Origin of the sequence: Mycetocola zhadangensis, assembly GCF_003668565.1 — a bacterium.
Classification (GTDB): Bacteria; Actinomycetota; Actinomycetes; order Actinomycetales; family Microbacteriaceae; genus Mycetocola_A; species Mycetocola_A zhadangensis.
On the sequence record NZ_RCWJ01000003.1, the window covers coordinates 216,552 to 239,887 of the forward strand.

General features: G+C 65.1%; 22 protein-coding genes and 1 tRNA gene. 6 read left to right on the top strand and 17 right to left on the bottom strand.

The window, feature by feature from the left end:
• Positions 1-23: 23 nt before the first annotated feature.
• The 3 genes from D9V28_RS11660 to topA form a co-directional block, all read right to left on the bottom strand.
• On the bottom strand, positions 24-1,166 hold the full coding sequence (locus D9V28_RS11660) for a DNA polymerase III subunit delta' (protein WP_121659912.1): 1,143 nt from the start codon (positions 1,164-1,166) through the stop codon (positions 24-26).
• 134 nt (positions 1,167-1,300) lie between these two features.
• Positions 1,301-1,936, bottom strand: coding sequence for a dTMP kinase (gene tmk, locus D9V28_RS11665; RefSeq protein ID WP_121659913.1), 636 nt, complete (start codon positions 1,934-1,936; stop codon positions 1,301-1,303).
• Positions 1,936-4,833 carry a type I DNA topoisomerase gene (topA, locus tag D9V28_RS11670; protein ID WP_121659914.1) on the bottom strand — a complete coding sequence of 966 codons (2,898 nt, stop codon included), beginning with the start codon at positions 4,831-4,833 and terminating at the stop codon, positions 1,936-1,938. Before topA ends, tmk begins: the two co-directional genes overlap by 1 nt.
• A 142-nt stretch (positions 4,834-4,975) precedes the next feature.
• Between topA and D9V28_RS11675 the strand changes: the two genes are divergently transcribed.
• Positions 4,976-5,218: a hypothetical protein gene (locus tag D9V28_RS11675; protein ID WP_229728036.1), complete on the top strand. Its 243-nt coding sequence runs from the start codon at positions 4,976-4,978 to the stop codon at positions 5,216-5,218.
• Positions 5,219-5,236: 18 nt separating this feature from the next.
• On the opposite strand, the gene D9V28_RS11680 is transcribed toward D9V28_RS11675, so the two are convergent.
• Positions 5,237-5,623 carry a RidA family protein gene (locus D9V28_RS11680; protein WP_121660129.1) on the bottom strand — a complete coding sequence of 129 codons (387 nt, stop codon included), beginning with the start codon at positions 5,621-5,623 and terminating at the stop codon, positions 5,237-5,239.
• A 139-nt stretch (positions 5,624-5,762) separates the two neighbouring features.
• Here D9V28_RS11680 and D9V28_RS11685 point away from each other — a divergent pair, with 139 nt between their 5' ends.
• Complete coding sequence (locus D9V28_RS11685) at positions 5,763-6,809, top strand: endonuclease NucS domain-containing protein (RefSeq protein WP_183086515.1); 1,047 nt, start codon at positions 5,763-5,765, stop codon at positions 6,807-6,809.
• A 266-nt stretch (positions 6,810-7,075) separates the two neighbouring features.
• Here D9V28_RS11685 and D9V28_RS11690 read toward each other — a convergent pair whose 3' ends face one another.
• From D9V28_RS11690 to D9V28_RS11710, 5 genes are all read right to left on the bottom strand, one after another.
• Positions 7,076-7,444 (bottom strand): Rv3654c family TadE-like protein, encoded by a 369-nt coding sequence (locus tag D9V28_RS11690; RefSeq protein WP_121660130.1) that lies wholly within the window; start codon positions 7,442-7,444, stop codon positions 7,076-7,078.
• A gap of 11 nt (positions 7,445-7,455) precedes the next feature.
• Positions 7,456-7,881, bottom strand: coding sequence for a TadE family type IV pilus minor pilin (locus tag D9V28_RS11695; protein WP_121659916.1), 426 nt, complete (start codon positions 7,879-7,881; stop codon positions 7,456-7,458).
• Positions 7,882-7,891: 10 nt separating this feature from the next.
• The gene (locus D9V28_RS11700; protein WP_229728034.1) at positions 7,892-8,131 is read right to left on the bottom strand and encodes a DUF4244 domain-containing protein; all 240 of its coding nucleotides are present in this window, start codon (positions 8,129-8,131) and stop codon (positions 7,892-7,894) included.
• A 104-nt stretch (positions 8,132-8,235) separates the two neighbouring features.
• A complete protein-coding gene (locus D9V28_RS11705; protein WP_121659917.1) occupies positions 8,236-9,240 on the bottom strand; it encodes a type II secretion system F family protein in 1,005 nt (334 codons plus the stop codon).
• Positions 9,237-10,379: a TadA family conjugal transfer-associated ATPase gene (locus D9V28_RS11710; RefSeq protein WP_121659918.1), complete on the bottom strand. Its 1,143-nt coding sequence runs from the start codon at positions 10,377-10,379 to the stop codon at positions 9,237-9,239. Before D9V28_RS11710 ends, D9V28_RS11705 begins: the two co-directional genes overlap by 4 nt.
• A gap of 424 nt (positions 10,380-10,803) precedes the next feature.
• Here D9V28_RS11710 and acs point away from each other — a divergent pair, with 424 nt between their 5' ends.
• Positions 10,804-12,771 (top strand): acetate--CoA ligase, encoded by a 1,968-nt coding sequence (gene acs / locus D9V28_RS11715; protein WP_121659919.1) that lies wholly within the window; start codon positions 10,804-10,806, stop codon positions 12,769-12,771.
• Positions 12,772-12,870: 99 nt separating this feature from the next.
• On the opposite strand, the gene D9V28_RS11720 is transcribed toward acs, so the two are convergent.
• The 3 genes from D9V28_RS11720 to sp36 form a co-directional block, all read right to left on the bottom strand.
• A complete protein-coding gene (locus D9V28_RS11720) occupies positions 12,871-13,719 on the bottom strand; it encodes an endonuclease domain-containing protein (RefSeq protein WP_121659920.1) in 849 nt (282 codons plus the stop codon).
• Between the two features lie 199 nt (positions 13,720-13,918).
• Positions 13,919-14,380, bottom strand: a complete 462-nt coding sequence (locus D9V28_RS11725) for a RidA family protein (RefSeq protein WP_121659921.1) — start codon at positions 14,378-14,380, stop codon at positions 13,919-13,921.
• Positions 14,380-14,541, bottom strand: a complete 162-nt coding sequence (gene sp36 / locus D9V28_RS11730) for a Sp36 family protein (RefSeq protein ID WP_121659922.1) — start codon at positions 14,539-14,541, stop codon at positions 14,380-14,382. Before sp36 ends, D9V28_RS11725 begins: the two co-directional genes overlap by 1 nt.
• Before the next feature lie 128 nt (positions 14,542-14,669).
• Here sp36 and D9V28_RS11735 point away from each other — a divergent pair, with 128 nt between their 5' ends.
• Both D9V28_RS11735 and D9V28_RS11740 read left to right on the top strand, forming a co-directional pair.
• Positions 14,670-17,228: a transglycosylase domain-containing protein gene (locus tag D9V28_RS11735; RefSeq protein WP_121659923.1), complete on the top strand. Its 2,559-nt coding sequence runs from the start codon at positions 14,670-14,672 to the stop codon at positions 17,226-17,228.
• Complete coding sequence (locus D9V28_RS11740) at positions 17,225-18,205, top strand: metallophosphoesterase (RefSeq protein ID WP_121659924.1); 981 nt, start codon at positions 17,225-17,227, stop codon at positions 18,203-18,205. The genes D9V28_RS11735 and D9V28_RS11740 overlap by 4 nt, the downstream gene beginning before the upstream one ends.
• 186 nt (positions 18,206-18,391) lie before the next feature.
• On the opposite strand, the gene D9V28_RS11745 is transcribed toward D9V28_RS11740, so the two are convergent.
• The 3 genes from D9V28_RS11745 to D9V28_RS11755 all read right to left on the bottom strand — a co-directional run bounded on the left by D9V28_RS11745 (position 18,392) and on the right by D9V28_RS11755 (position 20,947).
• Positions 18,392-18,465, bottom strand: a tRNA-Pro gene (locus D9V28_RS11745).
• A gap of 115 nt (positions 18,466-18,580) precedes the next feature.
• Positions 18,581-19,102 carry an LPXTG cell wall anchor domain-containing protein gene (locus D9V28_RS11750; protein ID WP_121659925.1) on the bottom strand — a complete coding sequence of 174 codons (522 nt, stop codon included), beginning with the start codon at positions 19,100-19,102 and terminating at the stop codon, positions 18,581-18,583.
• Positions 19,103-19,189: 87 nt separating this feature from the next.
• Positions 19,190-20,947, bottom strand: a complete 1,758-nt coding sequence (locus D9V28_RS11755; RefSeq protein ID WP_121659926.1) for a DUF4012 domain-containing protein — start codon at positions 20,945-20,947, stop codon at positions 19,190-19,192.
• Between the two features lie 132 nt (positions 20,948-21,079).
• Between D9V28_RS11755 and D9V28_RS11760 the strand changes: the two genes are divergently transcribed.
• Positions 21,080-21,556 (top strand): VanZ family protein, encoded by a 477-nt coding sequence (locus D9V28_RS11760; RefSeq protein ID WP_121659927.1) that lies wholly within the window; start codon positions 21,080-21,082, stop codon positions 21,554-21,556.
• Between the two features lie 47 nt (positions 21,557-21,603).
• On the opposite strand, the gene D9V28_RS11765 is transcribed toward D9V28_RS11760, so the two are convergent.
• Together D9V28_RS11765 and D9V28_RS11770 are read right to left on the bottom strand one after the other, a co-directional pair.
• Positions 21,604-22,428, bottom strand: coding sequence for an HNH endonuclease family protein (locus tag D9V28_RS11765; protein WP_121659928.1), 825 nt, complete (start codon positions 22,426-22,428; stop codon positions 21,604-21,606).
• A 56-nt stretch (positions 22,429-22,484) separates the two neighbouring features.
• Positions 22,485-23,336, bottom strand: a complete 852-nt coding sequence (locus D9V28_RS11770) for an alpha/beta hydrolase (protein ID WP_121659929.1) — start codon at positions 23,334-23,336, stop codon at positions 22,485-22,487.

The window sequence follows — 23,336 nt, forward strand, 5'->3', positions numbered from 1 at the left end:
AAGGGTCAAAGTTGTTGCGATAGTCATCGGATTGCCGTCACCAGCAGGGCTTCGAGCGCGAGCGCCGGCGCTACGTTGCCCTCGATGCGTCGACGGGTCTGCTGGATCGCGTCCATCGTCGCCATCGTTTCGGCCGGACTGCCCGCCTCCCCCGCCTGCTCAAGCTGGTCGAGGAGCTCCTTGTTGATCACGGTCTCGCTTCGGCCGAGCTGAAGCATGATGATGTCACGGTAGAGCGAGAGCAGGTCGACGAGGATCCGATCCAAACCGTCACGCAGGCTTCGGGTCGCGCGGCGTTTTTGGTCGTCTTCGAGCGACCGGATCTGCGATCGGAGCCCAGGCGGCAAGTTCTCCCCCGGCTCAACGCCCAGCGACCTCAGAGCATGCTCCCGCTCCTCGGCGTCGCGAGCCTCGGTATAGGCCTTGGCGTCATCGCCAGCGATCTCCATCATGCGGGCAGCCGCTCGCACCGCATCAGAAACACTGCGGATGCCAAGGGCTGCCTTCAGCGTTTCGTCTCGCCTGTCGCGGGCACCAGCGTCTGTCGCCAGCCGGTGCGCCATGCCGACGTGGCTCTGGGCCAGCCGGGCGGCACGTTCCGCGGTTTCGGCGTCGACCTTGTCTCGGCGTTGGATGAGTCCGGCGACCTCGTCAACGGACGGCACCCGCAACCGGATCGCTCGCACTCGGGACCGGATGGTGGGGATGAGGTCGGCTTCACTTGGCGCGCAGAGCACCCAGACCGTTCGTTCTGGTGGTTCTTCGAGGGCCTTGAGCAACACGTTCGAGGTGCGTTCGGCCATGCGGTCGGCGTCTTCGATGACCATCACGCGGTAACGGCCGACGGCGGGCGAGAACTGCGAACTCCGCACGAGTTCGCGCACCTCGTCGATCTTGATGATTACGTTCGAGGTGGAGAGCACCGTCAGGTCGGGGTGGGTGCGGGCGTCGACCTGCTTACTGGTCACCGGGTCACCGTCGGAGTCATTGCTTAAGAGGGCTGACGCGAACGCATATGCCAGGTTCGACCGACCCGACCCTGGCGGACCGGTGATCAGCCACGCGTGCGTCATTGCGCCGTGGGCATCGTCTCCGCGGTCGGAGGCGGCGTCGCGCAGCAGCGACACAGCATCGCTCTGTCCAATGACGTCATCCCAGGTGGCCATATTCCAACCCTACCTGTGGCCCCTGACCTTCTCTTCAGCTCGCTCGTCTGCGATCCGAACGACACAGTGCGTCCACTCACCGTGCTAACGACGAAGCGTGGCAACTCAACGACTCGCGCTGGCGCCGATTCCGGCTAGAGCAGTGAGGACACTCTCGAGCGGATGCTGTCCGCGAGGGCTGAAACGGATGCCGTGGCATCCAGCACCAAAAATCGCTCGGGTTCCGCTGCGGCAAGTTCCAGGTACACCTCGCGCACTCGCCGGTGGAACGCCGACTTCTCCGCCTCGAGGCGATCGTACCGGGTACGGGACGCGTCGAGCCGAAGCCGCGCTGCATCCTCGTTGAGGTCGAGCAGCACGGTGAGGTCGGGCAGCAGTCCCCCGGTTGCCCAGGTCGACAGCTGCCGCACCTCGTCGATGCCGAGGTCACGACCGGCACCCTGGTAGGCCAGCGACGAGTCGATGTAGCGGTCTTGAAGAACCACCTCCCCGCGCTCGAGCGCAGGGCGAACCTTGGTCATGATGTGGTGCGCGCGATCGGCCGCGTACAGCAGGGCCTCGGCGCGTGGGGTGATGTCGCCGCGGTGGTGCAGAACGATCTCGCGCACCTCAACACCGAAGTCGGTGCCGCCCGGTTCGCGGGTGCGCACAACGACACGACCCGAGTCGACCAACCACTTCTCGAGCTCGGCGGCCTGGGTGGACTTGCCCGAGCCGTCACCACCCTCGAGGGTGATGAACAGCCCGGGATACCCGTCGGATGCCGCCATTACTCAGCCGTCGCCGGAGCGGCGGTCGTCTTCGCGGCGGGTTTCTTCGCCGTCGCCGTCTTGGTGGAAACGCCGGTCTTCGCTGCGGCAGCGGCCTTGGCTGCAGCGGCAGCCGTCGGCTTCTTCACTGTGGTCGTCGCCTTCTTGGCAGCAGGTTTCTTCGCGGCAGGTTTCTTCGCGGCAGGCTTCTTCGCGGCGGCCTTCTTACGCGGAGCCGCAGGACCCTTGGCGCGTTTGTCGGCGAGCAGCTGAACGGCACGGTCGAAGTCGATGTCCTCAACGGACTCGGCCTTCGGGATCGTCGCGTTGGTTACACCATCGGTGACGTACGGCCCAAATCGGCCGTCCTTCACCTTGATCGGCTTGCCACTCTCCGGGTCAGCGTCGAATTCCTTGAGCGCACTCGACGCACGGCGGTTGCCGTACTTCGGCTGCGCGAAGATCTCGAGGGCTGCTGGCAGTTCGATCTCGAAGATCTGGTCTTCATTCTCGAGCGAACGCGAGTCGGTACCCTTCTTCAGGTACGGACCGAACCGGCCGTTCTGCGCCGTGATCTCCGCATCCGATTCGGGGTCAACACCGACGACACGGGGCAGGTCGAGCAGCTTCAGCGCCGTCTCGAGGTCGATCGAGTCGAGCGACATCGACTTGAAGAGCGACGCTGTGCGTGGCTTCACGGCAGCGACCTTCTTCTTCGCTGGCGCCTTCTTCTTCGGTGCATCGGTGACTTCGCCCGTGGTGAGGTCGACCTTCTCCTCAGCGACCTCGGGCTCGGGTTCAGCCTCGGTCACGTACGGACCGAACCGTCCGTCCTTCGCGAGGATCTCCTTACCGTTCTCCGGGTTCACGCCGATCACACGGTCGGTGAGCACCGGCGCGTCGATGAGTTCCTGCGCCTTGGTGAGGGTGAGCTCGTCAGGGGCAAGCTCCTCAGGAATGTTGATCCGTCGCGGCACGGCCGGTGAGCCGTCCTCTTGGGCCGGTGCAGTGGCATCCGTCACTTCAAGATAGGGGCCGTACTTACCGATCCGAATGGTGACGGTGTCGCTGAGGCGCATCGAGTTGATCTCACGCGCGTCGATCTCACCGAGGTTGTCGACGACCGTGCGCAGGCCGCGGTGGTCGTCGCCGCCGTAATAGAAGGACTTGAGCCACTCGGTGCGGTCCTGCTCGCCACCGGCGATGCGGTCGAGGTCCTCTTCCATCTCGGCCGTGAAGTCGTACTGCACGAGGTCGTTGAAGTGCTCCTCGAGCAGCCGGACGACGCTGAACGCGATCCACGACGGGATCAGCGCCTGCCCACGCGCGGTGACGTACCCGCGGTCGGTGATCGTCGCAATGGTCTGGGCGTAGGTCGACGGGCGACCGATACCCAACTCTTCGAGCGTCTTGACGAGGCTCGCCTCCGTGTAGCGCGGGGGCGGCGAGGTCTCGTGGCCCTTGGCCTCGACGTCGCTCAGCTGTAGCGACTGGCCCTGGGTCAGCGGCGGCAGTTTCGCTTCACGTGCGGCGTTGTCGCTCGCGTTGCGTTCTTCGTCCTGGCCCTCTTCGTACGCGTGGAGGAATCCGCGGAAAGTGATGACGGTTCCGGATGCTGTCAGCTCAGCGGTCTTACCGTCCGCCTGCGCCTCGATGGTCACCGTTGCGGTCTGGCCCTTGGCGTCGGCCATCTGGCTTGCGACGGTGCGCTTCCAGATCAGCTCGTACAGCTTGAAGTCCTGGCCGCGGAGGCTCGACGACAGAGAGGACGGAGTGCGGAAGGTGTCACCGGACGGCCGGATGGCCTCGTGGGCCTCCTGCGCGCTCTTGTTCTTGCCTGCGTACACCCGCGGCTTGTCAGGAATCGTGTCTGCGCCGTATAGAGCGGTGGCCTGGTCACGGGCCGCCTTGATCGCCTGGCTCGAGAGCGAGGGCGAGTCGGTTCGCATGTAGGTGATATACCCGTTCTCGTACAGAGACTGGGCAACGCTCATCGTCTGGCGGGCGGAGAAGCGCAGCTTGCGGGCCGCTTCCTGCTGCAGCGTCGACGTCGTGAACGGCGCGGCGGGGCGACGCGAGTACGGCTTCGATTCCACTTTGGAAACGACAGCGGATGCCGCCGGGCTGGCCAGCGCTGCGGCAATCGCCTGCGCGGCCCGCTCGTCGAGCGGAACGGCCTTGGTTGTCAGCTTTCCGTTGTCATCAAAGTCGCGACCCGTCGCAACGCGCTGCCCGTCGAGACGAACGAGTCGCGCCTCAAAGTGGGTGGCATCGGCGTCGGGAGCTGCCTGCGCGGTGAGGTCCCAGTACTGGGCGGCGGTGAACGCGAGGCGCTCACGTTCGCGGTCGACGATCAGACGGGTAGCAGCGGACTGCACGCGGCCGGCGGACAGGCTTGGGCCGACCTTGCGCCACAGAACAGGTGAAATTTCATACCCATATATACGGTCGAGGATTCGTCGGGTTTCCTGCGCGTCGACAAGGGCGACGTCGAGGTCGCGCGTGTTGTCCTTCGCGGCGAGGATCGCGTCTTTGGTGATCTCGTGGAACACCATGCGCTTCACGGGAACCTTGGGCTGCAGAACCTGGAGCAGGTGCCACGCGATGGCTTCGCCTTCGCGGTCCTCATCAGTTGCGAGCAGGAGTTCGTCGGCGTTCTTCAGCGCTCGCTTGAGCTCTGCCACCGTCTTCTTCTTGTTGTCGGAGACCACGTAATAGGGCTCGAAGTCATTGTCGACATCGACGGCAAACTTGCCGAACGCGCCCTTTTTGAGTTCAGCCGGGAGGTTCTTCGGCTCCGCGAGGTCACGAATGTGACCCACCGAGCTCAGAACCTCGTAGCCCTCGCCGAGGTACCCGGCGATGGACTTCATTTTGGTCGGTGACTCAACAATGACCAGCTTCTTTGTGCCTGGCACCCGACTCCTTTCGTCGTGCACACCATACACACCCTTTACTGGGCAGCACCTAATCCCGGGGTTGCTGACGCGCACGCCCGGCGCGTCGCGTTCCAAGCGACCGAGCTCTTGAAAAGGCGGCCGGAAAGAGCAGAATGGGGCTATGAGCGCATCAATGACGACGAGCTACACAGCCAAACTGACCGACGGCCCGCTTGAGGGAAGGACCCTGTCAGCGGATTTCCTCGCATCGGGAGATCCGCGTCCGACGGTCGACATCCTGGCGCAGGGCGGCAAGACCTATGTATATGCACGCACTGCGGGTCAGGAGTTCGAGTCGGAGGACTCGGACCGCCCGAGTGCCGTCAACTATCGGTATCTCACCACCAACTTCGACGACGAATAGAGCGGTCGCCCCTGCCGGTCACGGCACAGCGGCGATTGCGTCAATTTCAACGAGCGCTCCGCTGCGGGCGGGTGCGACGGCAAGCACGGTGACCGCTGTGCGGCGATCGCCCCAGACGGTGCCCGTCGCGGCATACGCGTCGTGCGGATCAACGCTCGGGTCGAGGTAGATCGTCAGCTTGACGACGTTCTCGGGTGCGGTCCCGGCTTCGGCGAGCACCGCCAAAACATTCCGGAGCGCTTGTTCCGTTTGCGCGCCGAGACCGGTGAGAAGGTTGCCTGACCTGTCGGTGCCGTTCTGGCCGCCGACGTAGAGCATGGCACCGGCGGGCGCGATCATCCCTTCAGCGAATGCCGGGCTGGAGGATAGGCCAGGCGGGTCCACCTGGGTCACGAGATCGGTCATCGTCGATCCCCTTTCGTTGGGTGTGGGTAATTCCCCGAGTATCACTCCGCCGTCGGACCGGCGCCAGCCCCTGTCGCGTCGAAATTCAGCCGCTCAGTCGCTGCCAGTCAGTGTCGCCGCGATCCACCAGAATGAGGCCATGGCCTTATACCGTTACTCCGACACGGATCTCGAACCGATCCGTCGAACGACGCTCGTCGCCGAACAGATTCGTGAACGTGAAGATATTCAACGACTCCTTCTTAAACGGATCGGCATCATCAACGAGGACTTCCTGGCCGTGGCCGAGGAATATAGCCTCTTCGAAGACTCACGGCGCAGAGTAGATCTTCTTGCGCTGGATCGCCGCGGTAGCCTCGTCGTCATCGAGCTGAAACGCACTGACGACGGCGGTCACATGGAACTTCAGGCGCTCCGATACGCGGCCATGGTTTCCACCATGACGCTCGATCATTTGGTACAGACTTTCGCTGATTTTCACGCCGTGACCCCGCTTCAGGCTCGCGAAACGATTCTCGATTGGGTGGATGAGCCCATGGACGAGTTGCCAAATCATGTTCGAATCGTTCTGGTTTCTGGCGACTTCAGCACCGAGGTTACGAGCACGGTCTTGTGGCTGAACGAAAACTACAACACCGATATCTCCTGCTATCGCATCGTGCCGTACCGGTTGGAGAGCGAGACCCTCCTGGATCTGCAACAGATCATTCCTCTGCCAGAAGCCAAACAATTCCAGATTCAGCAGCGAAAGAAGGTCGCCGCATCGACAGCGGTTCAGACGAGCGGCCGAGACTTCACTCGCTATGACATTCAGATCGCTGGCGGTGAGTTCACTGATCTGAGCAAGCAAGCGGCAGTGAAGAAGGTCCTTCAACTCCTTCACCTTGCCGGTGTTTCCATCGCCACGCTCATGGAAGCGTGTAAGGGCAGCCGCTGGGTGGCTGTGCACCCGTCGGCTGATGAAACCGTCGCGGAAGCGTTCGCACGGGAATACCCGGGACGGAGCTCCAACCACCTCTGGTTTGACTTGGACATCCGTGGTGAAGGCACGACCTGGGTCACACCGAGGTTTGGCGGGGCCGACACCGAGTCGATACTCGACGCGCTTGCACTAGCAGCCAGCCCAGCTGTGTCGGTGAAATGGGCTCGGAGAGATCGCGAAGCATCGGGCGATTCCAGCGCCTGATCCAGCTGCCGGAAACGTTGCGCCGTCGGTCGTTCCGTCGTCAGTCGTTCCGTCGCACCAAGCTGCAACCCGGCACGCGAGCACACGGGCACACGGGCACACGGGCACACGGGCACACGAGCACACGAGCACACGAGCACACGAGCACACGAGCACACGAGCACACGAGCACACGAGCACACGAGCACACGAGCACACGAGCACACGAGCACACGAGCACACGAGCACACGAGCACACGGGCACACGGGCACACGGGCACACGACGCTAGGGCGATGAGGGCGGACCGGCGCGGGCGACAACGGTAACCGCCACACCAAGCACGAGCCGAACCGCGGTCACCCGCGCCTCCAGCCCGTCGATGACGCACTCCCCCAGCGCGGCACCGTTGAGACGTGCCGCCTCGGCTGCATTCGCACACGGGTACCCTGCGACCAAACCCGACGCGGTGTCCGCTGCGGCGAGCGCGGCCGCATCCGCGGCGTTCGCCACCAGTTGACGCGAGATGAGTGCCTGGTTGAGCGGGAGCGCCATTCCCGTCAGCACCAGCACCGATGCGGCGAGCGCGACGGCGATCACCGACCCGGACCCTTCCTCCCCTCGAGTGCCCAACCAGCCGCGAATCACCCCTCCCATGGTCGCGCCCTTCACAGCCCACCGGCGAGCGCGCACCCTGACGCGCGGATCCGAATTCCGGCCGCGAGCGCCGGGCCGAGCCCAGCGGATGCGCTCAGCTCGACGCAGATGAAATCGCCTGATGTCGACGTGCTGATATCCGCTTCTCCCGCAACCCGTTGCACGCGGGATGCTGCGACGGAAAGGGAATCGCCACGGGCAAGAGTTCGCGCCGCATCGGCGGCGGCGTCCGATAGTCGCACCTGCTGCGAGGCGACCTGGACGGCACCGAGGCAGCACGCCAGCACAACGACGACAGCGGGCAACGCCACAGCAAACTCCGCCGTGACGCTGCCCGCCGAGTCGCTCCAACGCCGGCTCGCCCGATTCGAGCCGGCGCCGAAACGCTGAACCGCGGTGTACCCGTACACCGCGCGCGCCCGCAGAGCGCCCAACATGACGTCTTCTCTACCCGGTGAACGTGAGTGCGCGACGCACGAGGTCCGTGAGTATTGTGCGAACCTCGTCGCTCCTCATGATGACAACGAGCAACCCCGCGAACCCAACTGCGGCCATCGTTGCGATCGCGTACTCCGCCGTCGCCGCGCCCTCATCGTCGCGAAGCCGCTCCGCGACGGCTCTCCCCTGCCGCCGTACCCAACCGGCCGGCCTCCCGCCCACCTCCTCTGATGCGCCCCTCGTGCTCATTCTGTTCTCCCTTCACCTTTCGCGATGACACTTCGTTGCACGAGGAACTCCAGTGTCCTGCGGGCAACGCACCCCGCACGCCGCAGAACAAAAAGTGGGATGGTTCATCCGAACCCGGCCACTGTGGAGGACAAGATGCTGAGCATGAGCGGGGCGACACCCACGAGCATGAACGCCGGGAGTATGCAGATCCCGAGCGGCAGCATGAGCCGAGTGCCGAGCGCGGCTGCGGCTCGTTGAGCCTGCGATCGCGCATCCCACCGAACGCTCTCGGCCTCGCTGGCCAAGAGTTCGGCAGCGGGAACGCCCGCAGCTCGAGACAGCGCCAGGACCCCTTCGACCGCCGCAGCGCTGTCGTCATGCTCCGCCGTCCTGGTGCGCCGAGGCGCGCGTCCGCGACGGGGTCGATGTTCCGGGTTATCGGCCAGCCCGCAGCGATCCAGTGCGTCGTCGACGGCCGCCCGTGCCCGGACATACGATGCTCCGGACGAGAGAGCGATGGCGAGAAGGTCGATCTCAAGTCCGGGGGCGCTCGTAGTCGGTACCGCACGATTCACCATTCGGTTCGACCAGCGCCAAGCCGCGACGGAAAGGACGACCCCGAGCGCCAGACACACGAGGCCCGGGCCCGTAGTGAACAGAGTTCCGAGCGTGTCAAACCCCAGGACCGAGCCGAAAAGCAGGCTGACAGCTGGCAGCACCATCACCAACCGGGAGGTGGACCGAGGCCCGGCAAGGGCGGCGGCGATGTCGCGTTGAGTCTGGCCGAGCGCACGCTGGGACCTTGCGAGCTGCGACAGGCATGGCCCAAGCCGGGCTCCGGTGCCGATGGCGACGGACCACGCGGCGGCGACAGAACGCCAGGCGTGACCAGCCGGGCCGTCTGGCGCAGCTGACACAATCGCCGCTGGTACATCGACACCGTCGCGCGCGGCCAGGGCGGCCGCAGCAACAACCTCGGCTGTGGGATCGCGACGGCTGCGCCCGAGCCCGTCGGCGAGGTACTGCCACGCCGCCGGTGATGGGACGCCAGCCCGCAGAAGCACGGCGAGCCGCTGGGTGATCGCCGCTACCCGTTCGACGGCGGGTGTGTCGTCGGTTCCTCTCACGGTGCGGTCTCACGAATCGCGAGCCGGCCCTGGGCATCGAGCCCGAACTGACCCACTCGTGCCAGCCGGCGAACCCCGTCGAGGCGTTCGAGGTGAAGGACCAGCCCGATGGCGCTTACCGTCTGTCTGGCGACAGCGTCCTGTGTCATTCCGGCGAGCGCACCCAGCGCCTCCACTCGGGCCGGAACATCGACGAGCGAGTTAGCGTGCAGTGTGCCAGCTCCGCCGTCGTGACCTGTGTTGAGCGCGGCAAGCATCTCCCGCACTTCGGCTCCTCGACACTCACCGACCACCAGCCGGTCGGGCCGCATGCGGAGCGCCTCCCGCACCAGCCGGTCCATCCCGATGGCGCCCGCACCCTCGAGGTTCGCTTGCCGGGACTCAAGTGACACGAAGTGCGGATGCTCAACACCCAGTTCCGCCACGTCCTCGATGGCAACGATACGTTCGGTGGCCGGCGCCGAGGCGAGGAGCGCGCCGAGCAGTGTGGTCTTCCCTGTGCCAGCCGCTCCTGTGATCAGGAGGTTGGTTCGGTCGCTGACCGCTCGCGCCAGGTCCTCGGCGCGAGAAGCATCGAACATTCCCGCCTTCCCGAGTTCGGCGAGGCTGCGGCGCCGAACCTGCGGCACACGAATGCTGAGGAGAGTGCCGCTCACGGACACCGGCGGCAGCACGGCGTGCACCCGGACTCCTCCGGTAAGCCTGACGTCGACACACGGTGTCGCCTCGTCGATGTGCCGGCCGCCAAGCGCGATCAGTCGCACAGCGAGCTCGCGAACCTCTTTCTCTGTGAGCCGCAGTGCGTCATCTCTCCGGAGCCCGTCGCCCCGGTCGACCCAGCACCCTCCTTTCTCGCCGTTGATGAAGAGGTCGGTGACGTCAGGTGCGACGAGAAAGTCGCTGAGCGGGCCGAACTCCGCGGCCAGCCCGAGCCGAAGCCGAGCGGCGTCGGACGAAGGAGGTGGGCCAGCCGGGCCGCCGACGTCGGGGGACGCGTCGACCGACCCGGCTGGGGTCAGGCTTGGTGCAGCCTCCTGCCCCGCGCCCCGCGAGCGGGCGTTGCGGAGCGGTGTCTGCGCACCAGGCTGAGCTCGTGCCGTCGGTGCCCTGGTCGGGGCGGCAACAAATCGAGGGCCCATAACCGGAACGCTATCGAGGTGACAATTCCGATCGTGCCAGCCGACGGCATCCGTGGATAAAGGATCAGCGTTCGGATCGTGGGGAGGAGTTCAACGCTCCCCGATCAGCGGCTTGTAAAAAGGGTGCCCGGACGTGGAATGGCGACATCCATTGGGGGAAATGGATGCCGCCACAGGCGGCGATTGATTGGGGGGAATCATCACGCCGCATGCTCGAATATAAGAATTCGGCCGCTGCCAAGTGTACGCGGATTGCATGCTTTTGCAAGCGAAAATGGCGTCCTTAGTCCCCCAAAAAGCGGACTAGCGCAGATGGCGCTGTGTGGCGCCCCAATCGGGCCCTCGACCTCTTTCCGGTACAGTCTGTATGGGTCACACAGAAGTGACCGGAACAAAGCGGCGCGAAGGAGCGAGAACCCACAATATGAATCCTCAGATCGACAACCTCCTGCACGAAAACCGTAAGTTTCCTCCGAGCGACGCATTCGTATCGCAGGCATTGGCAACCGCAGCACTTTACGACGAGGCCAAGGCCGACCGGCTCGAATTCTGGGCGAACCAGGCTCGCGAACTGCACTGGGACACCCCATTCACCCAGACCCTCGACTGGTCGAACCCGCCGTTTGCGAAGTGGTTCGACGACGGCACACTCAACGTGGCGTACAACTGCCTCGACCGGCACGTCGAGGCGGGCAACGGCGACCGCGTCGCGTTCCACTGGGAAGGCGAGCAGGGCGACAGCCGCTCCGTCACCTACGCCGAGCTGACGGCTGAGGTCAAGCGCGCCGCGAACGTGCTCTCCGGGCTGGGCATCGGGCAGGGCGACCGGGTTGCGATCTACCTGCCCATGATTCCCGAAGCTGTCGTTGCCATGCTCGCCGTCGCGCGCCTCGGCGCAGTTCACTCGGTGATCTTTGGTGGATTCAGCGCTGACAGCATCCGTTCACGTGTCGACGACGCGAGCGCAAAGCTTGTCATCACCGCTGACGGCGGTTGGCGAAAGGGCAAGGTCAGCGCACTCAAGCCAGCGGTCGACGCCGCTCTCGAGGCGCGCGGAGATCTCGGCCCGCAGGAGACCGTGACGAATGTACTCGTCGTGAAGCGCGGCGAGAACCAGGTCGACTGGACCGACCGCGACCTGTGGTGGCACGAGGAAATGGCGAAAGCCGATGCCGAGCATGAGGCGCAGCCGTTCCCGGCGGAGAACCCGCTGTTCATCCTCTACACCTCAGGCACAACGGGTAAGCCCAAGGGCATTCTGCACACGTCGGGCGGGTACCTCACCCAGTCGGCGTTCACGCACAAGGTCGTCTTCGACCTCAAGCCGGAGTCAGACGTTTACTGGTGCACGGCAGACATCGGCTGGATCACGGGACACAGCTACGTTGTGTACGGTCCGCTCGCCAACGGCACCACCCAGGTGCTGTACGAAGGCACGCCGGACACGCCGCACCCGGGTCGGTGGTGGGAAATCATCGAGAAGTACAAGGTGACCACTTTCTACACAGCGCCCACAGCCATCCGTTCGTTCATGAAGCTTGGCCGGAAGATTCCGAAGAAGTTCGATCTGTCGTCGATTCGGCTGCTCGGTTCGGTTGGTGAGCCCATCAACCCTGAGGCGTGGATGTGGTACCGCAAGGTCATCGGCGCCAAGGCCGCCCCGATCGTCGACACCTGGTGGCAGACCGAGACCGGCGCCATGATGATTTCGGCGCTGCCCGGGGTCACTGAGACGAAGCCGGGAAGCGCGCAGGTTCCGATCCCCGGTATCTCGATCGACGTGGTCGATGACGACGGTGTGCACGTGGGAACCGGCAACGGCGGCTTGCTCGTCGTCACCGAACCGTGGCCGTCGATGCTGCGTGGCATCTGGGGCGACCCTGAGCGCTACCAGGAAACGTACTGGGACAAGTTCGGCGACAAGTATTTCGCCGGCGACGGCGCCCGGCTTGACGATGACGGCGACATCTGGCTGCTCGGCCGCGTTGACGACGTCATGAATGTGTCAGGGCACCGCCTGTCGACCGCTGAGATCGAGTCTGCGCTTGTGGCACACCCGTTCACGGCGGAGGCGGCCGTCGTTGGAGCTGCCGATGAGACGACGGGGCAAGCCGTTGTCGCCTTCGTCATCATCAAGGAGAGCATGCTCGAAGAATCGGCTGCGGTCGAAGACATCGCAGCGGTGCTCCGGTCGCACGTCGGCGAGCAGATCGGGCCGATCGCCCGGCCGCGCGACGTTTTCGTGGTCAACGAGCTGCCAAAGACACGCTCGGGCAAGATCATGCGCCGGTTGCTCCGCGACGTAGCCGAGGGCCGCGATGTGGGAGACACCACGACGCTCGCGGACACCACGGTGATGCAGATCATCACGGGGCAGGTCAGCGCGAAGTAACTTCACGCCGCCACAAGGATCTCGGCCCCAGATAAGGATGAAAATTCGAACTTCGTCCTTATCTCGGGCCGTTTTCCTTGTCCGGACGCGCAACCGGCCTCACCGGCCGATGGTAGCCGTGAGCAAGTGGAGCCCCTCGGCCATCGCGGTGAGGATGGTCGCTTCGACGAACTTCCAGTCGTACATGACCTGGTAATAGTCGAACCGCAGCACCGTGTATCCGAGCAGGGTGAGGCGTGCATCCTGGGCGAGGTCGCGGCGTCGCGTCGCAGGGTCGGAGTGGGGCCCGTGGCCGTCGATCTGGACAATTAGTCTGTCGCCGATCAGCCCGTCCACCAGGTGACCATCAATTTTCACCTGTTGCTGCATGTGAATCCCGAGCCGACGCAACCGAACGACAGGGAGCGTCTCGATGCCGGAATCACTGAACTGACTGGTTGCCTCCGCCAGCCGGCGAAATGCTTTGGAACGCCGTTGCCACCGGCTCAGTTCGCCGAACGACACCGCACCGCTGCGCACTGCCGAGTCGAAGACGACTATGGCTTTCTCGAACGGTTGGCAGTCAGCGATACTCACGAGCAGGTTCTGAACCGGGTCGATGAGCTCGAACGCACCAACTGGAACCAGCGGTTGACCCCAGTGCAACCGGAGGTGTGCGGCAGGGCGGACCACCGCGTTTCGCGAGACGGCCAGGTGGATACGTTCGTCGGTGATGGTCCACAGCCCCCGTTCCTGTGCCGCGGACACACAGGTCAACCGGCCGCCAAGAGCCGCAGCCGCCCGGAGAGCCTGCGACGAACGGCGCGTATACAACCACTGCCGTCGGGCAGTCCGAACCCGCTGTGCCGCCATCGCTTTCTCAATGGCATGCGCTGTGAACCCTGCATCCAGAGCATCGCTGCGGTGCGCGATGCCGTTGTGCGTGTTGAGCCAGACTTCGAGATCCATCCGTTTATGGTGCCGAGCGGGTGCCACGCCCGCGGCCGTCGGACGAATTCTGTGGGCAATTGCCTACCGATGCTCGATTGTGAGGGTGGTCGCAGGACGGCGTGCACTTGCTGCCTTGAACGGAAAGCGCCGAGAAAAGGTTCCCCAGCTACGTGAGTTTCCTATCCCCGGCGCTATTTCCTTGAGCGGGTCGGTCCGGTTAGGCGAACGCGAGAACCAGCTCCACTTCAACCGGCGCGTCCATCGGCAGCACCGCGACTCCCACGGCTGAGCGGGCGTGAATGCCGGCGTCCCCGAAAATCTCTCCGAGCACGGTCGACGCACCGTTGATGACAGCGGGCTGACCGATGAATGCGGGGTCGGATGCCACGAAGCCGGTTACCTTCACAACCTGGGTGACCCGATCAAGCGAGCCGATCACACTCTCGGCCGCGGCCAGCGCGTTGAGCGCACAGATTTTCGCGTACTTCTGGGCGTCCTCTGCAGTAACGTCGGCACCGACTTTGCCCGTTGCCGGGAGAGACCCCTCGACGAACGGCAGCTGGCCCGAGGTGTAGACGAGGTTTCCCTGCACGACTGCTGGCACGTATGCCGCAACGGGCGCGGCGACGCCGGGAAGCTCAAGTCCCAGCTCGGCGAGCCGGTCGGCGATCCGCGCCACTAGTTGGCCTCGGCGATCGGGCGCTTGAGGTAAGCAACGAGTCCGCCCTCTGGTCCATTGACGACCTGGACGAGCTCCCAGCCGTCCGCACCCCAGTTGTTGAGGATTGCGGCGGTGTTGTGGATCATGAGGGGGGTCGTGAGGTACTCCCAGCGAGGCATTTTGGTCCTTTTGTATCGGTGACGAGAGCGACTCAGAGGGCTGCACAGCCCGGCGACACGGCGCGGGAACTGACCTTCTGCTACGCCCATTAAGGCGCTTTTACAGATTTGTCGCTTAAAGTGATCCTATGCCTGAACAAAAACGCACGGCTAGAGGTGTGCTCGGGGGCTTCCTCGGGTTCGTCAGCCTGAGTGTCGCAGCCGGGATCCTCGTGACCGCTGCCGTCACACCCGCACTCGCCGTAACCGGCATGACCGCGAACAACACCATTGGTGTGTTCGACGGGCTCCCTGACTACCTCAAGGTGGGTCAGTCGATGGAGAAGACCAACATCTACGCGACGGCGTCCGACGGCAGCACTCCGCTGCTCGCGTCGTTCTACGACCAGAACCGCGAAGAAGTGACGAGCGACCAGGTGTCGCAGTTCGCGAAGGACGCAGCGGTCGCCGCTGAGGACCCGCGCTTCTTCGAGCACGGCGGCATCGACATCATCGGTACCGCCCGAGCCATCTTCAAGACCTACGTGGTCGGTGGCCAGACCCAGGGTGGATCGTCGATCACGCAGCAATACGTGAAGAACGTGCTCATCCAGCAGTGTGAGATGGAGTCGGCGACAAACGAGGACCTGGCCGCCTGCGCCGAAGAAGCCACGACGGCGAGCGGAGCCGAAGGCGCCGCACGCAAGCTCAAGGAAATGCGTCTCGCGATCGGCGTCGAGAAGGACTACTCGAAGGACGACATCCTCCTCGGCTACCTCAACATCGCCAACTTCGGCGCACGTACCTACGGCATTCAGGCAGCAGCCAAGTACTACTTCAGCGTCAACGCCATCGACCTCAACCCCGAGCAGGCCGCGACCCTGATCGCAATGGTGAACAACCCGAACAACCTGCGCATCGACAAGCCGGCGAACGAGGTCAACGGTGCAGCCGATGGCTACTCGAAGACCAAGATTCGCCGTGACTATGTGCTCAACGACATGCTCGAGCACGGCAAAATCACCGCCGAGCAGCACGCGGCCGCCATCGCGGCCCCGATTACGCCGACGATTACCCAGCCAAGTACCGGATGCCAGTCGGCAGGAAACGCTGCATTCTTCTGTGACTACGTCACTTGGATTGTCAAGCAGGACGCGGCGTTCGGCGCGACACCGGAAGAACGAGCTGGCGCGCTCCGTCGCGGTGGCCTCCAGATTTACACGACGCTTGACCTCGACCTCCAGGCTGCGAGCCAGGCGTCAATTGACGCTTCGATTCCGCACACGATGGCGCGGACCAACATCGGTGCAGCGGCAGCAACCGTGCAGCCAGGCACCGGTCGCGTCCTCGCCATGGCGCAGAACAAAACCTTCAGCAACGACTCGGCCGTCACGGCAACCAGCAACGCATACACCTCGGTGAACTACAACACCGACAAGGCGTACGGTGGCTCATCCGGCTTCCAGGTCGGGTCGACGTTCAAGGCGTTCATCCTGCTCGACTGGCTGAAAGAGGGCCACTCCCTCAATGAGTCGGTGAACGGTGGAAAGCGCACATTCACCCGTTGGACGGACAGCTGCGCCGGCAACTACACCAAGTCATACACTCCGAAGAACTACGACGGCACGAGCCCGGGATCGATCACACCGATCGACGCAACCCGCCGCTCGGTGAACACCGCGTTCGTGGCCATGGCCCAGAAGCTCGACATGTGCTCGATCTTCCAGGGCGCTGAGGCCATGGGTGTTCACCGTGCAGACGGCCAGCCGCTCGAGCGCTTCCCGGCAACCCTTCTCGGTGCGAACGAAGTGTCGCCGCTGTCGCTCGCCACGGGCATCGCTGGTATCGCGGCGTCCGGCCTCACCTGCACCCCGATCGCCATCGACAAGGTCATCGGACCTGACGGGGCGGAGATTGCAGCGCCGAAGAGCACCTGCACCCAGGCGGTAACCCCCGAGGTTGCCAACGCAGCGACCTTCGCCATGGAGACCGTCTTCAAGGGCGGCGGAACGGCTGCACGCGCCGCTGTTCCCGGAGCTCCTCTGATGGGCAAGACCGGAACGGCCGATGACGCCGTGCACTCCTGGATCACCGGTGGCACGAGCAAGGCCATCACCTCGCTCTGGATCGGAAACGTTTCAGGAAAGTCGAGCATGTACGACGTGCGGGTGAACAAGGGCCTGACCGGCTTCAGCGCGAAGTTCAACGTGTTCTCCGGCATCCTGAAGACGTCGATCGCCAAGTACGGTGGAGACGCTTTCCCCAACCCGAGCGACGCCCTGATCAAGGCGAAGCGCATCGCGGTTCCCGAGGTCGCTGGCCAGTCCGTTGAGGCGGCAACAGGCATCCTGGAGAAATCAGGATTCAGCGTTCAGGTCGGCGCGCCCGTCGACTCGAGCATCGGCGCAGGGCTTGTAGCCTCCACCGACCCAGCGGCCGGCGCTGATGTCGCTACCGGGTCCACGATCACGCTGCACCCGTCGACCGGAGTCGCTCCGCTCGCGGTGCCGAACGTGGTTGGCGCGGATCCCGAAGCAGCGAAGAAGACTCTTGAGGGAGTCGGTTACGGCGTCGCGGGCACCTGTGAAGTCGACCCGGCCGCCGGCCCGGGCAAGGGCGTTGTCTCCGCGCAGACCCCTGCCGCTGACACTCCGCTGGCCGCTGGCCAAACCGTGAACATCACGTTCAAGAGACAAAGCTGCGGGTGAGCGGCTCCGCTTCGCGCGCGACCGGCAGGGTCGGGGTAGCCTTCGGCGCCCTGGCCCTCGCCGGAACCGCCGCATTCGCGTGGGGCTCGCTGGTCGAACGTAAACAGTTCACCCTGCGGGAAGAGACCGTTCCTGTGTTGCCCAAGGGCGCAGCATCCGTCACCATTCTTCACCTGTCCGACCTGCACATGGCTCCATGGCAGCGCGACAAGCAGGCGTGGGTGCGGGAGCTGGCGCAGCTGAAACCTGACCTCATCGTCGACACCGGCGACAACCTGGGGCACGAAGACGGCATCCCCGGCATTGAGCGCGCCTTCGCCGAGTTCGGCGGAGTTCCTGGCCTCTACGTGAACGGCTCGAACGACTACTACGGCCCGATGCACAAGAACTGGCTGCGCTACTTCACCGGTCCGTCTTCGAACGGGTCTGCACCGAAAAAGCGCATGCGCAACCTTGACACGGCGCGGCTCGAGTCGTTCTTCCGAGACGCCCTCGGCTGGCAGTCGCTCAACAACGCCGTCGGCACCGTGACCCTGAACGGCACAACGTTCAACGTGTTTGGCGTCGACGACCCGCACATCGGCGCCGACCGGCTCGACCTGCTGACCGGCCTGCTCGATGCCCAGCAGGATGACGACAGCCTCGCATCGACGGCCTCCGGGCTCAAAAACGTTGTGCACATCGGTGTGGCGCATGCGCCATACCAGCGTGTGTTGAACTCGTTCGTGAACCACGGCGCCGACCTCATCCTGGCCGGACACACCCACGGCGGGCAGGTGTGCGTGCCCGGTTTCGGCGCCCTCGTCACAAACTGTGACATCCCGCGCAAGCAGGTCAAGGGACTGAGCCTGTGGCGCCACGCCCTCCGCTCCGCATTCCTGCACGTGAGCGCCGGGCTTGGCACATCGATCTACGCTCCCGTTCGGTTCGCCTGCCGTCCCGAGGCCACGCTGCTCACCCTGGTGGCACGCGCGTAGTCTGCCGGACGGCCCGCGAAAGAGTCTCGCGGCGGACGGACGTCAGTCCGCAGGCAAATCAGGACGTCGCACGTTTATCAGGCGGAAGATGCTGATCGCAGCCTGATAATCGTGCGATTACCTGTTATCCCTGCGAGGCGTGGAACAAAAAAGCCGCCCGGTTCAAAGAACCGAACGGCTTATCTGTCGGGGTGGCGGGATTCGAACCCACGACCTCTTCGTCCCGAACGAAGCGCGCTACCAAGCTGCGCCACACCCCGATGGCCCAAGGGCCTCACTAAGAATAGCCGATAAATCTGGGTGTCAAGACCGCGAACGGATGCTCCGGCGAGCGAGCCCGGAATTGCCCGGTTGTCGAGATGGCCGCCGGCACGCTCACACACGCTTCCTGCGGACGAGCCAGGCACCGCCGAGGGCGAGGCCGCCGACGACGAGCATGCCGCCGCCGAGCCAGATCGGGGTCAGGTCGGCACCGGTGCGTGGGAGTGCCGTGCTGTCGGCCGGGTTGCAGCTCGGAGCGGGACTGAACACGATCGGGCCGCGGGTCGGGCTCTCCGTTCCCGATGTGGTGAGCCGGTACTGGCCGCTCGTGCGTGCGGTCGAACTGATGTCGACAACGAGGCTGCCATCGGCCGCAGCGGTGAAACCGGGGAACGTCGCGGCACGTAGCGCGGCGGTCGTCACGGTGATCGACTCGTCATTCGCTCCGGTGATCTCGAAGGTCACGGTCTCGCCCGGCTCGAAGTAGCCCGGTTCGGCGACGAACTGGGCGTTGCAGCCGGCAACCGCGACGGCGGCCGATCCGCCTGGAGGGTACTGATCTGCGGCTGCCATTGTCGGCAGTGACAGTGTTGCGGCGACGGCCAGGCCGGCCACGGCGATTGCTCGAGAGAACACCTCACACACTCCTTTGATCGTGTCCTCACACGGGTGAGGCGGGCAGCTCGGGACAGTCCGCCTCACCGTATGTGAGTGATCCTCAGGTTAATCCCGACGGCCACATTGCACATCACCCCATTTGGGGTGCGTGATGCTCACACCAGGGGTGGCAGCGACCGTGTCGACGGCGGCCGCCGCGAAGTCGACGGTGACAGTGATCGACTCCCCCGGCGACACCTGGGTGAAGATCGTCGCAACGGTGCGGTCGGCGTCGTCGGTGCCGATGGTGGCGAGCTTGTCATCTCCGCGCGTCGCAGAGAGCACCGAGGCGCCGACGGGAAGCACAACAACCACCTGGGTGCGAGTGTCGCCTGCGACCACACCGAAGATTCCGTATCCGGTGACGTACGCAGGGAGGCTTGTCCCGGCATCCGTCGGCGCAGCGCTCGTCAGCGTAACCGTCGCACGGTGCGTCGCCCCTGTTGACGCTGGCGCGCAGTCGACCGTCGCGTCGGCCGACAGGTAGTAGCCCATCTTGGCCCCGGTGGCGTCGTTGAGGTAGACGCCGACGAAGTCCTTCTCGTCGTCGGGAAGAGAACCGGCGAGCGTGGTCTCGGCGAGCACCGCCTGCTCGGCATCGTCGGCGCTCCAGAGCAGGATCCGGCCCTGCGATGCCCCATCCACCAGCGCGGAGACGAGGGCACGCGGGTCGACGCTGTCTGAGGTCACCGCCGCGAACACCGCCTCGGTGGCCGCCGCAAAGAATGCGTCCTGGGCCACCGGATCAGGGAAGTCGCGGTACACATCGCTGAGGAGCACCTGCACGGCGTTCGACTCATCGAGCACACGCTCGGGTGTCACAGACACCGGTCCCGTCGCAGTGAGCACCCGCTGGAGAACGTACGGGTCGATCGCGAATACCCCGTCGAAGGTCCGTCCGTAGACTGGCTCAGCCATCGCCAACGCGAGTTCGGCCGAGCGGGCAAAGTCGGGCGTGAGGTTGACGTCCATGAGGTACCGCCCGAGCTTGTCGCCGTAGAGATTCGCCTCCGCCGGCGTCACCGGCAGCACCGGTTCGGCGAGCACCGGAAAGTCGGTTGTCGACTTCTGATCTGTGACGCTGATGTGCCCAGCGGATGCCGTCAGTACGGCGGTCGCACCAACCAGACCTCCCGAGGCGCGCAGTTCAGCACTGTTCTGCACGAGCAGCAGGTAGTTTCGGGGCTCTCCCCCGCCGAGCATGGCCGGGAGGAGGGTTGCGGCGCGGTCGAGCGACTCGACAGTGTCAGCCGTGGACTCGACGAGTCCGGTGAGCTCCGTCACAGCGTCACGAATGAACGGCAGCGTCGCTGCGGAGTCGATAGCCCTCACCCGCTCGCGCGCCGGAATCGCGGCATCGCGGGCCTTAGAGAGAACGGGAGCAGCCGCGGCGAGGGGCGCCAGGTCAACCGAGGCCCCGGCCATCGCCGAGAGATCGAGGCTCTGCACGATCGGTATCAGCGGCGCGGCCACATCGACGGCCAGAATGTCCACCGCTGCAGCACTGTGCCCGACGGCCACGAGGTTCGGCCCGACGAACGGCACGAGTTCGGCCGCGCGCCAGACCGGGTCAGAGGTGAGCTCGACGGCACGGTTCGTGTGACCGGTCAGTGTGGCGCTCGACGCCGTGGCGGCATCCGTTTCTCCCGTCATCAACTGGTCTCTGAGCGTGTACGCCACCGTCTTCGCCGACCGGAGCTCGCCGGCGGCTGCGGCGCCACGCAAACCGACCCAGAGTGCAGCGGCGAGCACAAGGATCCCTAAGGCGAGGGCAATCCAGAGCAGGGTGGTGCGCACGGGGGCGCGGGATGTGCGATCGGTCATGATTCCTCGTCGGCTGGGCAAAACCACCCCATTTTGGTGATTCCCGAGCTAACATGACGAAAGCTCATGTAAAGCTTAGGTCGCCGTTTCGGAGTGCGCCTGCGCCTAAACGGGGGTCACTGGGAGGACGCCATGGTCACATCACGCCACCGTCGCATCGCGGCGTGGGCCCTCGTGCTCGGCGGCATTGCCGTGTTCGCGGTCGCCTTCTGGCCCACCCCCATCGACGCCGGGTTCGCGGATGCGCTGCGCGGCTGGCTGACGGAATTGCAGACCTCTGGCGGGCCGGAGCTTCTCCGCTATGGCGTCGTCGAGTTCGCCGCGAACATCGCCCTGTTCGTGCCGGTGGGCTTCGTGCTGGCCGTGTTGCTCCCACCGAGGCGACGGTGGCTGTCACCCCTGCTCTGCTTCCTGCTCTCGCTGGGAATCGAGTTCGGGCAGGTCGTGCTGGCCTCGAGTCGGCTCGGCGACGTGACCGACCTGATCGGCAATACCCTCGGAGGGCTGATCGGCACAGTGCTGCTCACTCTGCTCCTGGCCATCTCGCGGAGACGGGCCGCTCGGCGGGCCCGCACAGCGCCCGCAGTGTCGGCTCTCGGCGCGAGATAAGGAAGACCGGCCGAGATAAGGACAAACCCGCCTCGGGCGTCCTTATCTCAGCCTGTTGTCCTTGAGCGCGGCGCCAGCGTCGACCCATACGCTGGCTGCGCGGGGCACGACGCCAGAACGCGCTCCATGGCCGACCGCTCCGGCGCCGTCACCCACAGCCCGTACGCCGCTTTGACCGAAATCTGGCGCGCCAGATACTCGCAGCGGTAACCGGTCGCCTGCGGCAGCCAGGTGGCGGCGTCGCCCGCCTGCTTGCGTGCGTTGGAGGAGGCATCCGTCGCCTGAAGATTGAGCGGATCGTTCGCGAGCGACTCCCGCTGCGCCTGGGAAAGCTGCTGCGCTCCGGTCTCCCACGCGTTCATGAGGGCGACGACGTGGTCGACCTGCACCTGGGTCGAGGTGTCCTGCCCGCGGGTGAACGCCACGTCGACGCCGCCGTAAACGTTGTCGAGCCACCCGGTCATCACCTTGCACTTGCCCTCAAGGGTCTCGTCGGTGAGGTCACGGGCGAGGATGTCGTTTCGGGTGTCGCAGCCGTTGTGGTCAACGTCGAGCCAGGCCCGCCCGAAATGCCCGGTGCGGTCATACCCGGTCTTCGGCGCGCGTCCCTTCGTCGGCAGCGCGGCGAGCGCGTCGGTCGCTGTTCCAACTATCGGGGCGGATGCCACGGGGCTGGGTGCACCGCCCTCACCCGCGCTCGGCTCGGAAAGCGGCGTGCTGGCCGGTGTTGCGGACGGTACCGGCGAGGCGGCCGGCGGAGTGCCGCCGTCGTCCTGGGGCCACAGCATCGAGACGGCCAGTGTGACCAGGGCGACGAGCGCGAGCAGCGCTCCGCCCAGAGTGGACGCTCGGGGCGTCGTGCGTTGCCCCATGTGGCGACTCCAGTTCGTAGTGCTTCGAGCCTAACCGGAGCACCAGACACCGGGCGTCACCCGTGCGTTCGAATAAAGTCGAGCGCGAGCTCAGCCACTCCACGCCAACCGTGGTCGATGGTCAGCGAATGCCCGCGGTTCGGCACCTCGACGATCTCTGTGAGGCCTGGATTGTGCTCCTGCTGCTTGAACGCGGCCTGCGAGATTGCCCAAGGGACGACGTGGTCGCGCTGCCCGGAGATGATGAGCAGCGGCCCGCGGTCGGGATTTCGTGTGTCGACGGTGACCTGGCTGAACGGGTTGAGGTTGGCGGCGGCCGCCTCGAAGATCGGTACCCCCGCTGCGGCAACGTGGAACTCGTCGAACAGGGCTCTGCCCTCGGCCTCGTCGAGCGCGTTGGCCCAGCCGTACCGGTACTGCTCGTAGGTGAGCGACACGGCTCGCCCGCGGTTCGCCGGGTTGCCGAGCACGGGGAAAGCCGCCTTGAGCGACGACAGTGGCAACGGGAGCACCCCGCGGAACGGGGCTGGAGCGACCGCAACGGTGACGGCGGACTCTCCGGTCCCCGCGAGCGACTGCGCGATCAGCCCGCCGAAGGAGTGGCCGATGACCGCTGGCCGTTTGGTCAGGTGGCCGAGCACGTCCAGGAAGTGGTCGGTGACCTGGTGCACCATCTTGCGCGCGAACACGGCGGGGTCCTGGCGGGCGGCTTCAACGGTGTCGGGGTCGTCAGGCCACACCGGCGCGAGGGTCGAGTAGCCCGCCTCCTCGAACAGGGTCCGCCAGCGCTCCCAGCTCGACGACAGCAGCCACAGCCCGTGCACGAACACCACGGGGGTACGGCCTGACTCGTTGGCGCGCGTGATGTCCGAGAGTTCGGTGTCGGTGAGAAAACTCCGGGTGACCAT

Bases quoted from the DNA above. Each gene is read 5' to 3' on its own strand.
- D9V28_RS11660 (WP_121659912.1), bottom strand. From the start codon at position 1,166: ATGGCCACCTGGGATGACGTCATTGGACAGAGCGATGCTGTGTCGCTG.
- tmk (WP_121659913.1), bottom strand. From the start codon at position 1,936: ATGGCGGCATCCGACGGGTATCCCGGGCTGTTCATCACCCTCGAGGGT.
- D9V28_RS11675 (WP_229728036.1), top strand. From the start codon at position 4,976: ATGAGCGCATCAATGACGACGAGCTACACAGCCAAACTGACCGACGGC.
- D9V28_RS11680 (WP_121660129.1), bottom strand. From the start codon at position 5,623: ATGACCGATCTCGTGACCCAGGTGGACCCGCCTGGCCTATCCTCCAGC.
- D9V28_RS11685 (WP_183086515.1), top strand. From the start codon at position 5,763: ATGGCCTTATACCGTTACTCCGACACGGATCTCGAACCGATCCGTCGA.
- D9V28_RS11690 (WP_121660130.1), bottom strand. From the start codon at position 7,444: ATGGGAGGGGTGATTCGCGGCTGGTTGGGCACTCGAGGGGAGGAAGGG.
- D9V28_RS11695 (WP_121659916.1), bottom strand. From the start codon at position 7,881: ATGTTGGGCGCTCTGCGGGCGCGCGCGGTGTACGGGTACACCGCGGTT.
- D9V28_RS11700 (WP_229728034.1), bottom strand. From the start codon at position 8,131: ATGAGCACGAGGGGCGCATCAGAGGAGGTGGGCGGGAGGCCGGCCGGT.
- D9V28_RS11710 (WP_121659918.1), bottom strand. From the start codon at position 10,379: ATGGGCCCTCGATTTGTTGCCGCCCCGACCAGGGCACCGACGGCACGA.
- acs (WP_121659919.1), top strand. From the start codon at position 10,804: ATGAATCCTCAGATCGACAACCTCCTGCACGAAAACCGTAAGTTTCCT.
- D9V28_RS11720 (WP_121659920.1), bottom strand. From the start codon at position 13,719: ATGGATCTCGAAGTCTGGCTCAACACGCACAACGGCATCGCGCACCGC.
- sp36 (WP_121659922.1), bottom strand. From the start codon at position 14,541: ATGCCTCGCTGGGAGTACCTCACGACCCCCCTCATGATCCACAACACC.
- D9V28_RS11735 (WP_121659923.1), top strand. From the start codon at position 14,670: ATGCCTGAACAAAAACGCACGGCTAGAGGTGTGCTCGGGGGCTTCCTC.
- D9V28_RS11755 (WP_121659926.1), bottom strand. From the start codon at position 20,947: ATGACCGATCGCACATCCCGCGCCCCCGTGCGCACCACCCTGCTCTGG.
- D9V28_RS11760 (WP_121659927.1), top strand. From the start codon at position 21,080: ATGGTCACATCACGCCACCGTCGCATCGCGGCGTGGGCCCTCGTGCTC.
- D9V28_RS11765 (WP_121659928.1), bottom strand. From the start codon at position 22,428: ATGGGGCAACGCACGACGCCCCGAGCGTCCACTCTGGGCGGAGCGCTG.
- D9V28_RS11770 (WP_121659929.1), bottom strand. From the start codon at position 23,336: ATGGTCACCCGGAGTTTTCTCACCGACACCGAACTCTCGGACATCACG.